Genomic DNA, 12,338 nt, shown 5'->3' on the forward strand with positions numbered 1-12,338 from the left:
TTGCTCTATGACTGCTAATTTAAAGCCCAACGTATAATCACGTTGTGAACGTTTGGTGCCTTTAGTAATTGAATTTTTCATTTTAAAGTCCTAAATGTGTAAACACATTTCAGGACGGGACAGAAGTAATAAAAAAGCCATCAACATGACGTTGATGGCTTTTGCTTTTATAAGTTTTCTATTAAAAGCTTAGATTATTTAATTACGCTTTTTTACGACGTGTAAATAACATCGGTGTTAGTAGTAACATTAACCAACCGAATGAACCACTTTCTTTCTTATTAACAATTGATACAGAGGCAGTCTTTGTATCTGAGTTGCCGTTACCGTCATCTACTGTTAGTTGGAAAGCCATAGTTAGATCTCTGTCTACTTTCGGTGCTGTAAAGCTGATTGAAGCAGAGTTAGCATTGAAACTTACTGGTGAACCTGATAACTGTACCCAAGTATAAGTAAGTGCATCGGCATTAGCATCAGAAGAGGTAGAACCATCAACTGTTACTGTGCTTCCTTCTGTTGCTGATGAAAAGCCTGTTATTGCAGCTACTGGTGCAACTTCAACTACACCAAAAGTGTATGTTGAGGTGATAGTGTTACTACCTAGTGTATTAGACAAGGTGATTTCGTTATCAGTACTTGCTGTACGAGGAATCAAATCAAAACCTACAGTAAGCACTTCTGTAGACATGCCAACAGCACGAGTGATTGACCAAGTAATTGTGTTACCTGAAACTACACCACTATTGTTTACATTTGAAATCTCATGACCTGCTGTAACTTCAGCTGATAATGTATACACTTTATCTTCATTTGTGAAGTTAGGTGCAATGTCAAAAGCTACCGGTTGTACTACACCTGGAGTCATTGTTTGCACACCACTTGCAAGAGCCTCAGATACATTTTCTTCCACATCTGGTTCACCTAAAATGATTGACCAAGGTATTACAATATTACTATCAGCGTCTTTTAATTCGATCAAACCAGCACTGTTAACTGCACCTGCCCAATTTAGCGTTAAGTCAAAGCTTACATCATTTTGAACTAGTGACGTCGTTACCGTTTCACTAATTGATTCCTCAACAAACTCAGTTGTAGAGACTTTCACATCAACCGCATCAGTTGCGCCTGGTGCAGATGGGGTGTATGCCCAAACAACAACATAGTATGTTCCAGCAGGAAGATTTGTCAAAGATACCAATTCATTTGAACTTGCACCAGCACTTGAACCAATCACACCAAAACCAGCGTCATAAATAACTAAATCTGCATCAGGAGCTTCATCAGAGCTCATCGTAAATACAGCTTGAGGAATATTATCATCAAATGTAACTGCAAATATGTCATAGCCACCATCTGGCACGGCTAATGTACGTTCTTCAATTACTTTAGCTTCATATGTAGACGCTGTTATTGTACCTGTTAATTCTGCTGATTTTAAACCAGTGTAGGTAATTGAACCATCAGTACGGCTTGCAACAACAGATGCTTGCTCTGGTAAGTTATTACCTGCAGCTTGAACTAAAACTGGCAATCGCGCACTAGGTATGCCCGGAGACGCCAATGTAATATCACCAAAGTTCCAAGCATTGGCATTAGCTTCACTAACATCAGCAGTAACTGTAATCGTTTGTGTTGCACCCGCCACGATATCAAAGCTTGCTGGTGTAACTGTTAGTGCCATATCATTAGGAACTGGCGTAGTTGAAGGAGCTACTGGTGCTGTAGCAGGTGTATTCGCTGTAATTGTCCAACTTGCATCTTTAGTGGCCGTAAATGTACGAGTCCAAGTACATGTATCGATACACTTAGTATTAGCCATTGAAGGAATATTTAACGTTGATGGAACACCGGCAACAGCTGGATTTGCTTTCATGTAGTTAGCAAAAGTTTCGTCCATAACTAAACCAGTATTCGTTGCTAAATTCACACGAATACTGCCAGAGCCCATATCAAATACGTCGGCAGCAGTTACGCCATCTTCTTTGCGAACATCAGTAACAGCGGTCAACATTAATGCTGAACGAATATTATCAGGAGTCCATGTTGGATGCGCAGATTTTAACACCGCACCAGCACCAGAAGTATGAGGCGCTGACATAGAAGTACCTTGCAAGAACGCATAATCTGCAGGTGCTGTGCCATTACCATCATGACCAAACTGTTGGTCTGAATATGCAGCATAAATAGATACGCCAGGCGCTGTTACAGAAGGTGACATGATATCAGCAACAGGACCATTAGGACCTCTTGAAGAGAAGCCAGCCATATCATCAGCTTGTCCAACATTTAAGGTAACTGCAGGATCAATTGCCAATGTCATTGCTGGGTTGTCAGCTAAATCAACCAATAAAGCAGCACCATCGTCTTCAGAAATCATAACGGCTGGAATGGTTGTTGCTTCTAAAGCACCCATTACAAATGGAGCACCAGCGTTGTTATAAACAACCACACCTGATGCGCCAGCATCAGTGGCATTAGTTACTTTTGCTGCAAAAGAACACGCACCACGGCTAATTAATGCAATGGCGTCTTTAAACGCGTCTGCAGCAAATGGGTTACAACCAGTAAAGTTTGCCGCATCAACATTGATAGCTGCAACCGGAGTAGCTGTGACTACTTCATCAATTAATGGACCAGTACCTGCAATGAAAACATAGTCACTATCGTTGAATGTAAGTACGCTATCTAAAGTTCTACCGTGTGTTGAAGCGCCAACAACGGTATACCAAGGAGCACTCTTACTAGTTGTATAGGCTTCTGGGCCGCCATTACCTGCTGATACAGCAGAGAATATCCCCGCTTCTTGAGCAGCTAAGAAGCCAAGTTCAGTTGAACTTCTCCAAGGGTTACCGCCACCACTAATCGAATAGTTAAGTACGTCAACACCGTCAGCTACTGCATCATCTAGAGCAGCAATGATCGCTGCACCAGGACAACCTGAATAGGTATCACCACTATTACCAGGGCGACAAATTTGGTAAGCAACAATGTTTGCGTGTGGCGCTACACCAGAAATTTGATCGAAAGAGAATGTTTCATTAACAATACCGTCACTTTCAGCAACCCCATTTTCAGGAGCAACTAATGGCGCATTTTTAATGATATTACCACCGGCAGTACTGGCAGTATGCGAACCGTGTCCGCCGTAATCTTCACCATTTTTTGCTGGTGGTGTATCACCAAAAACAGCCGCGTCGTCATAAATATCAGTAACCACAGAGTATGAACGTACACCAATTAACTTATCATTACACATTGATGCGAAATCACCGGCACAGTCACCAACATATACGCCAGCACCCCATGGGTTAATGTGGTCATAACCATCACCACCAACATCAGCAAATGAAGCATGGTCTGAATTTATACCACTATCAATAACACCGATGATTACACCTTCACCCATGTTGATTGCTGATGGACCTTCACCTTGCCATACTTGCGTAGCACCAACGTGAATAGGGCCTGTGTCAGTATCCATTTGTTCCATACGCTCACGTTCAACAAAGGCAACACTGCTTAATGTTGATAACTGAGCTGCTTCAGCTTGTGTTAAACGCAGAGCCATACCATTTATGGCATTTTTATAACGATAAACAACTTCAGCTTGTTTTCCTATCTTGCTAGATGCTTGTGACAGGAATTCTTGTTGTTTAGTTTCTAGAAATTTAGTGTATTGAATGGCTTCTTTTGATTTAGTGTCTAAACGTAATTCAGCACGAACTTGTTGTGATGACATTTTGCTTTTTACTAATTTAGCAAATAAATCTTTTTTAGCGATTCTTGGGTTTGTTGCTGCAAGTCCAGCGATACTACCGTCATAAGTAGCTAATGCCATATCATTCAAGCGAACGATATAAGTATATTGGCCTTTGGCTAAATCGGCTTCAGAAAAGAATTTTTTAGCAACATTGCTGTTTACAGCGGCTTTAGCTTTGTTCGGTGCTATAATTTGACGAGCATTTTCTATACTTGCCATTGAACTTAATGATACGGTCATTAAAGCTGTTGAAACAGCTAATGCGACTTTATTTCTCACTGATAATCTCCTTGGCGCTTTATTATGCGCACTTTATTATTTTTAGCTGATAAAAGGCTTAAAACGTACGTATCAACTAGTTTGTATTTTAATTCTTGAAAGTTATGTAACTGAGGTGATTTCAAGAACTCGCAACAATGCGACGATTAAACATAGCACATGTAAAAATAATGTAAATATGTTGTCAGTAAAGTTTTGCTTTAAGGTTGTATTAAACGTTGAAAGTGGATAATTGTGTTTACAAAAAGGTCTATTTAACTTTGCTTAAGTATAATATTAACGTGCATAGGGCTAAAAAGTTAATTAACAAGTTAGGTTTTATCTTTTGATGAATGCTATTGGGCAAATGAATTTAACGTGATAATCACAAATTTAAAAATGTTGAAGTTAATTTGGTTGAATTTAGCTTTAATGAGTTTAATGAATTGTACCGTCAATAAATGGCGCTAATTGCGTGCGGTCAAATTGGTAGGTTGTCATGCAATAATCACAAGTCATCGAAACACTACCTTGTTCGGCAATAATGCTTTCAAGCTCACTTGGTTCAATTTGAGAAATAGTACTTAAACACTTTTCCTCAGAGCAACTGCATTTATAGCTGACGGATTGCGGTTCAAACAACCGAACTTCTTCTTGATGATATAAGCGATACAGTAAATCTTCGCTATCAAGTGAAAATATTTCTTCAGATTTAATGGTATTGGTTAATTGGCACAAGTGCTCAAAATCTGCTAGTTGTTGCTCTTTATCGCCACCGTCGGGCAGTAATTGAACTAACGTGCCTGCTATTTGTGAGCTTTCTTCATCGGTAAATAGCCAGATTTTAGTCGGAATTTGTTCTGAAACTTCAAAATAGTGTTCTAAGCATTCAGCTAAGGTATCTTGCTCAAGGGCAACAACGCCTTGATAAGGTTCGCCATTGGTCGGGCGAATAGTAATAACCATATTGCCTTTGCCGATAAGATCTTTAAGTGCCGTAGCATCTGTATCGCTCGCCATACGAGCAATACCGCGCATTTCTTGATGATTATTACCATTAACTGCCAAGTAACCTATTGGGCCATCTCCTTGAAGTTGTACGGCAATTTCCCCTTCAAACTTTAATGTTGCCGTTAATAGGCAAGTTGCAGCCACTAATTCACCTAATAATTGCTTTACGCCCAGCGGGTAATCATGTGCGGCAACAATATCTTGGAATGTTTGGCTTAAATTAACCAATTCGCCACGAGCATGTAGGTTGTCAAATAAATAGCGATTTAAGATATCTTTTTGCATGGTCACTGTTTATATCCTTTCTTTTAAATGCCGAATTTGTCGACGTTGTTTCTTATCAGGTTTAGTGTCACTGGCTGGGCTAAGTAAAATACCCTGCTGGCGAGCTAAGTTGTTTTTTTCTCGGGTTTCAATGCTTTCGGAGGTTTCTTCATAAAGTGTTTGAGCAAAGCTAGCATCTCGACGTTTATCAGCTAGGGCGATAACAATGACATGCTTTTCTTCAAAACCTTGTCTAATGGTGATGCGGTCACCTAAAGCTACAGTTTTACCTGACTTACTGCGTTGGCCATTATAAAAAACCTTACCGCCATCAATCATTTGTTTTGCAATCGCCCGTGTTTTATAAAAGCGTGCCGCCCACAGCCACTTGTCTAAACGGGTTGACTGATTACTTTGCGTGTCATTAACGTTAGCTTTAGTCATGGCTTACTTGTACTCTATAGCGGCGATTATAAATTGGCGAAAGTTAACATAACAACAATGTTTACGCTAGTTCGAATGCATTTCTTTACATTTTGATTACTAATTATAGTGAAAAAATAATATGACGTCTTGTTGCTAAGCGTTTGGTCAAGTATCATCAAAGCGAATTGAAATTTGCAGATAATATAAAAACTATAAAAAATGACATTGTTGAATAACCTATCAAGCGCGTCTGAACAGCTTTCTAAGCTACCACAACGAAAAATTACTCAGGTAATTATTCTAGTGTTGCTTAGCTATATTGCTTATTTATTTGCGCAAATTACTTGGCTAGGGCTATCTGAGTCAGATCAAAGTGCTAGTTTAAAACTAAATGGTTTTTCGTCTGTTTCTTCTGCGCCAAGAGAACAAATTGAAGTGAAAGCCATTCAATCATTAAATCTCTTCGGTGCTTTTTCCCAGCAAACAGAACAACGTGTTGAAGAAGTTGTTGAAGATGCGCCTGAAACACGCTTAAAACTAATTTTAACCGGTGTTGTTGCCAGTAGCGACAAGGCCAATGCTGCTGCAGTAATAGAAAGTGCTGGCAAGCAAGAAACCTACAGTATTGATGAAAACATAAAGGGCACGCGAGCAACATTAGAAAATGTCTTTAACGATCGGGTCATATTAAAAGTGTCGGGTCGATTAGAAACTTTGATGTTTGAAGGCTTAGTATTTGATAAAAACGTAAAGCCTATTAATCCACGCTACAATAAATCAATAGCACCACAGCCATCAAAACAATCGCCGGAATTAACATCCCATAATGTTGTTGATCAACGTAACAATAAAGCACTAACCAAAGTGACTAAGTCGCTACAAAAAGACTTGGCTAGTGAACCCAGTAACATTACTGACTATTTAAAAATTTCTCGTAAACAAGAAAACGGTAAAACTACAGGCTATCAATTAATGCCAGCAAAGGATCCAACTTTCTTTCAAAGTGCTGGTCTTAAGTCAGGTGATGTCGCGGTACAAATAAATGGTTTTGATTTAACCGTGCCACGCGAGGCGGCTCAAGCACTACAATCTTTAAAAGAACAACGCGAAGTTTCGCTATTACTTAATCGTAACGGCGATATGACAGAAATACTTTTCAGTATAGATAATTAGAATAAAAGGAATAATAAATGCGCAAATTATTAAGCGCACCTTGGTATAAGCGAAGCCTTACCGGGGTTGTTACTGCAGTTTTACTCAATAGTGTTTTGCTATCTACAAATATAAATGCCGCTGAATATTCTCCCAATTTCAAAGGTACTGAAATAGCGGAATTTATTAATATTGTTGGTAAAAATTTGAAGAAAACCATGATCGTAGACCCAAACGTTCGTGGCAAAGTAAATGTTCGTAGTTATGACTTGTTAACTGAAAAACAATACTATCAATTTTTCTTAAATGTATTAGAAGTTTATGGTTTTTCTGCAGTCGAAATGGACAACAATATTGTCAAAATTATTCGTAATAAAGATGCAAAAACCTCTTCTATTCCAGTAGTGGGTAATGAAAACCCCGGAGCTGGTGATGAAATGGTTACCCGCGTTGTTGAAGTTAAAAACGTAACGGTACGTGAACTTACACCCTTACTGCGTCAATTATCAGATCAAGCGGGCGGCGGCAACGTAGTTAACTATGATCCTGCTAACGTTATTATGTTGACCGGTACTGCCGCGGTAGTTAATCGTTTAGTGCAAATTATTGAACGAGTGGATAAAGCGGGCGACCAAGACGTACAAATCATTAGTTTGAAATATGCATCAGCTGGCGAAATGGTGCGTATTGTTGAGGCCATGAACAAATCTGGTCAAGGTAAAAGCGCTGGAACACCAACCTTTTTAATTCCTACTATTGTTGCTGACGAACGCACTAACAGCGTTATTGTAAGTGGCGAAGTAAAAGCGCGTGAACGTGTTGCAAGATTGGTTTCACGTTTAGATAGTGAGCTAGAATCAAACGGTAACACGCGGGTTTATCATTTAAAATACGCAAAATCTGAAGATATGGTGAAAGTGCTACAGGGCGTTAGTGAGTCTATTGAAGCCGACTCATCTACAGCAAGTACCACATCGAGAAAAAGTAAAACCCGTAATGTCAGTATTGATGCACATGAAGATACCAATACTTTAGTTATTACTGCTCAGCCCGATATGTTGCGCTCATTAGAAGCGGTAATTCGCCAGTTAGATATTCGCCGTGCTCAAGTGCTTATTGAAGCCATTATTGTTGAAGTCTTTGAAGGTGACGGCATTAATTTAGGTGTGCAATGGTATAGCGAACAAGGTGGGTTTAGCCAATTTAGTAATGGTGTAGCGCCAATAAGTTCTGTTGCGGCGGCGGCTGAAGCTGCTCGGTCAACTCCTGGCACAAAAGGTTCAACGGTCACATCAGAAAATGGTGCGGTTACCATCAATCCTGATCAACCAGATACTAAAGGCGACTACAGTTTACTTGCCCAAGTATTAGGCTCTGTCAGTGGTACTATGTTTGGTATTATGAAAAATGACTGGGGCGCGATTGTACAAGCCGTAAGTTCAGATACTAATTCGAACTTATTATCTACGCCGAGCATCACAACACTTGATAATGAAGAAGCCTATTTTATTGTTGGTCAAGAAGTGCCTATTATTACTGGTGCGCAAACTGGTAGCAATAACAGCAACCCATTCCAAACCGTAGAGCGTCAGGAAATTGGTATCAAGTTAAAAGTAACACCACAAATTAACGAAGGTAGCGGTGTACAGTTAACTATTGAGCAAGAAGTGTCTTCGGTAAGTGGTGCAACGGGCGTTGATATATCAATCAATAAACGTGAAATTAAAACCACAGTAATGGCTGATGACGGCGCAACGGTGATTTTAGGTGGTTTGATCGATGAAGACGTACAAGAGAGTGTGCAAAAAGTACCTTTACTTGGTGATATTCCGTTTATAGGGCATTTGTTTAAATCAACCAGTAATACCAAGCGTAAACGTAATTTAATGGTGTTTTTACGACCCACTATTGTCCGTGATGGCAAATTGATGAATGACCTAAGTAGAGAAAAATATAACTACATTCGTGCAATTGAAATTCAAAAGAAAGAAGCGGGCCTTGAGTTAATGTCTGATGAGAAGCTTCCTATTCTGCCAAAATGGAATGATCAACTGTCATTACCACCGTCGTTTGATGAATACATGAAAAAGCGTGATGAAGAAAAATCGTCGGATAAAAGCGAATAGCTATGAGTGATATTGACCCACAAACACAAGCTTTTGTTGTTGCTAGCGAAAAAGACACTGCGCTCGATGAGTCATCATCGCTAGCAGTAAGTGACATCTTGAAGGATGAAAATGTTCGCTTCCGACTACCTTTTGGCTTTGCTAAGCGACACAGTGTATTGGTTGCCAATGAAAACGGTGAGTTGCGTTTAGTATGCACTGAATCGCTCAGTGCTGATATTTTGATGGAAGTACGTCGTGTACTAAAAGCGCCTTTTACGCTTGACGTTAAAAGCGCAGAAGAGTTTGAACAATTACTCACCATTGCTTATCAGCGTGATTCTTCAGAAGCGCAACAAATGATGGAAGATATTGGCAACGAGGTTGATTTATATTCTCTTGCCGATGAAATGACTGAAACCGAAGATTTATTAGAAAACGAAGACGATGCACCGATTATTAAACTCATCAATGCCATGTTGAGTGAAGCTATTAAAGAAAATGCTTCTGATATTCATATTGAAACCTTTGAACAAGCGTTGCAAATACGTTTTCGAGTAGATGGTGTATTGCGTGAAGTTTTAAAACCGAATCGTAAATTAGCCTCATTACTCGTTTCTCGTATTAAGGTAATGGCAAAACTTGATATTGCCGAAAAGCGTATTCCTCAAGATGGTCGTATTTCTTTAAGAATAGCGGGGCGAGCGGTCGATGTGCGTGTTTCAACTATGCCAACTGGCCATGGCGAACGTGTGGTTTTACGCTTACTAGATAAAAATTCAACGCGTTTAGATTTGCAAGATTTAGGCATGACAGACGGTAATCGAGCACGTTTTTCTGAATTAATTGAAAAACCTCATGGCATTATACTCGTTACAGGCCCTACAGGCTCAGGTAAAAGTACCACTTTGTATGCAGGCTTAAGCCAAATTGACAGCAAAGAGCGTAATATTTTAACGGTTGAAGATCCAATTGAATATGCTATTGAAGGCATTGGTCAAACACAAGTAAACACCAAAGTAGATATGACCTTCGCTCGAGGTTTACGCGCAATTCTACGCCAAGATCCTGATGTGGTTATGGTCGGTGAGATTCGCGATTTAGAAACCGCACAAATTGGCGTGCAAGCAAGTTTAACCGGGCATTTGGTATTATCTACCTTACATACCAACACCGCTGCTGGTGCTATAACACGAATGGAAGATATGGGGGTTGAACCTTTCTTGCTTTCATCAAGTTTATTAGGTGTTTTGGCACAAAGATTGGTGAGAACCTTATGCCCGCATTGTCGTGAATGTTGCGCTACATCTGTGGAAGAGCGCAAATTGTTGCAGCTTAGTGACGACGATACCGCACCAATATATAAAGCCGTTGGTTGTGAAGAATGTAACTTTAAGGGCTACCGAGGCCGAACCGGCATTCATGAACTCATTGTCGTTGATGAGAAAGTCCGTGAATTAATTCATAACGGCAAAGGTGAGCAAGCGATTGAAAAATTCATTCGTACTTCCACACCGAGTATACGCCGTGATGGTTTTGATAAAGTGATGCTTGGCGAAACAACCATTGAAGAAGTACTGCGGGTTACGCGCGAAGACTAAACGGTCGCGTATTTCAAGATAAAAAAGCCGCGTAACTAGGTAGTGAACTTGGTACTAAACTAGGGTTAGATAAATTGTAAATTATGGCAGCATTTGATTATCAGGCAGTAGACAGCCGAGGCAAAAATAAAAAAGGGGTTATCGAAGGCGACACCCCTAGACATGTGCGTAATTTATTGCGTGAGCAAGGCTTAATGCCGATTGACGTGACGCCATGTCTTCAAAAAAGTAAGCAAGAAAGTAAAAAGTCTTTTTTCAGTGGTGGTAAAAAAATATCAGCGTCCGAACTGGCATTAATCACACGGCAACTATCAACCTTGGTTGAATCTGGCTTGCCCATTGAAGAATCATTAATGGCCGTTGGTGAGCAGTGTGATAAAAACACCTTAAAAAGTATGATTATGGCAGTACGAACTAAAGTCACTGAAGGTTATGGTTTAGCGGAAAGCATGGCTGAGTTTCCTCAAGTGTTTAATCGCTTATTTCGAGCTATGGTTGCAGCCGGTGAAAAATCAGGTCATCTCGACAAAGTATTAGACCGCTTAGCCGATTACACTGAAAAGCGACAACAACTGCGCTCTCAACTCATTCAAGCCTTAGTTTACCCTGTTATTATGACCGTAGTTGCAACTGGCGTAATTGCGATACTACTGACGGCTGTGGTACCAAAAATTGTCGGCCAATTTGAACATATGGGCGCTAATTTACCTGCTACTACCAAGTTCTTAATTGCCAGTAGTGACTTTTTACGTGATTATGGTTTATTCATTGTAGTGATAGTTGCAGCGCTTATGTTGCTTTGGTCGCAATTATTGAAAAAAGACAGTTTTAGATTTGCCTATCATAAGCGTTTTCTCACTATACCTGGCTTAGGTAAAGTAGCGAAAAGTGTTAATACAGCAAGATTTGCTCGTACCTTGAGCATTTTAACCGCGAGTGCCGTTCCTTTATTAGAGAGTATGAAAATTTCTGGTGAGGTACTCGACAATTTATATATTAAGCAAAGTGTCAAAGAATCGGCTGACAAGGTTAGAGAGGGAACTAGTTTACGGGTATCGTTAGAGCAAACTAAACTGTTTCCGCCAATGATGCTACATATGATTGCCAGTGGCGAAAAAAGTGGTCAACTTGAACATATGCTCGGCCGAGCCGCTGATAACCAAGATCGTGAATTCGAGGCTGTCATGAATATATCATTAAAGGCATTCGAGCCAATATTGATGGTAGTAATGGCAGGTGTTGTTTTATTTATCGTTATGGCTATTTTACAGCCAATTCTTCAGTTAAATACGTTAATAGGAAGTTAGAAATGAAAGCAGTAAGAAATATTCGAGGTTTTACCCTGTTAGAAGTGATGGTCGTTATTGTAATTTTAGGTATTTTAGCCAGTATGGTGGTGCCTAACTTAATGGGCAGCCAAGAGCGCGCCAATATGCAAAAGGCCGTGTCAGATATTAATGCTTTAGAAACGTCTCTAAGCATGTACAAAATGGATAACTATAAATATCCAAGCACAGAGCAAGGCTTAGAGGCATTAGTGACTGAAACTGATATTGAGCCAATGCCACGTCGTTTTCCAGAAGGCGGTTATGTTAAACGTTTACCTAACGACCCTTGGGGCAGTGAATATCAACTATTAAATCCGGGTGAGCATAGTGCAATGGACGTTTTTTCTATGGGACCTGATGGGGAACCTGGTACAGACGACGATATTGGAAACTGGAATTTAGGCGATTATCAATAATCAGTCTTTGTTGATAA

General features: G+C 39.9%; 8 protein-coding genes. 5 read left to right on the forward strand and 3 right to left on the reverse strand.

Annotated elements, in window-relative coordinates; all coding sequences use genetic code 11:
• Positions 1 to 202 precede the first annotated feature (202 nt).
• The 3 genes from H4J38_RS15850 to hslR all read right to left on the reverse strand — a co-directional run bounded on the left by H4J38_RS15850 (position 203) and on the right by hslR (position 5,737).
• Positions 203 to 4,039: a S8 family serine peptidase gene (locus H4J38_RS15850; RefSeq protein ID WP_182133278.1), complete on the reverse strand. Its 3,837-nt coding sequence runs from the start codon at positions 4,037 to 4,039 to the stop codon at positions 203 to 205.
• Positions 4,040 to 4,456: 417 nt separating this feature from the next.
• A complete protein-coding gene (hslO, locus tag H4J38_RS15855; protein ID WP_182133334.1) occupies positions 4,457 to 5,314 on the reverse strand; it encodes an Hsp33 family molecular chaperone HslO in 858 nt (285 codons plus the stop codon).
• A 9-nt stretch (positions 5,315 to 5,323) separates the two neighbouring features.
• Positions 5,324 to 5,737, reverse strand: a complete 414-nt coding sequence (hslR, locus tag H4J38_RS15860) for a ribosome-associated heat shock protein Hsp15 (RefSeq protein ID WP_182133280.1) — start codon at positions 5,735 to 5,737, stop codon at positions 5,324 to 5,326.
• A gap of 201 nt (positions 5,738 to 5,938) precedes the next feature.
• Here hslR and gspC point away from each other — a divergent pair, with 201 nt between their 5' ends.
• The 5 genes from gspC (at position 5,939) to gspG (ending at position 12,321) form a co-directional block, all read left to right on the forward strand.
• Complete coding sequence (gene gspC / locus H4J38_RS15865) at positions 5,939 to 6,892, forward strand: type II secretion system protein GspC (protein WP_182133282.1); 954 nt, start codon at positions 5,939 to 5,941, stop codon at positions 6,890 to 6,892.
• Between the two features lie 17 nt (positions 6,893 to 6,909).
• Positions 6,910 to 8,997, forward strand: coding sequence for a type II secretion system secretin GspD (gene gspD, locus H4J38_RS15870; protein WP_182133284.1), 2,088 nt, complete (start codon positions 6,910 to 6,912; stop codon positions 8,995 to 8,997).
• A gap of 2 nt (positions 8,998 to 8,999) precedes the next feature.
• Positions 9,000 to 10,577: a type II secretion system ATPase GspE gene (gene gspE, locus H4J38_RS15875; protein ID WP_259365538.1), complete on the forward strand. Its 1,578-nt coding sequence runs from the start codon at positions 9,000 to 9,002 to the stop codon at positions 10,575 to 10,577.
• An 83-nt stretch (positions 10,578 to 10,660) separates the two neighbouring features.
• Positions 10,661 to 11,884, forward strand: a complete 1,224-nt coding sequence (gene gspF / locus H4J38_RS15880) for a type II secretion system inner membrane protein GspF (RefSeq protein WP_182133286.1) — start codon at positions 10,661 to 10,663, stop codon at positions 11,882 to 11,884.
• A 2-nt stretch (positions 11,885 to 11,886) separates the two neighbouring features.
• A complete protein-coding gene (gspG, locus tag H4J38_RS15885) occupies positions 11,887 to 12,321 on the forward strand; it encodes a type II secretion system major pseudopilin GspG (RefSeq protein ID WP_081179922.1) in 435 nt (144 codons plus the stop codon).
• Positions 12,322 to 12,338: the final 17 nt, after the last annotated feature.

Source organism: Colwellia sp. BRX10-3 (assembly GCF_014077505.1).
GTDB lineage: Bacteria > Pseudomonadota > Gammaproteobacteria > Enterobacterales > Alteromonadaceae > Cognaticolwellia.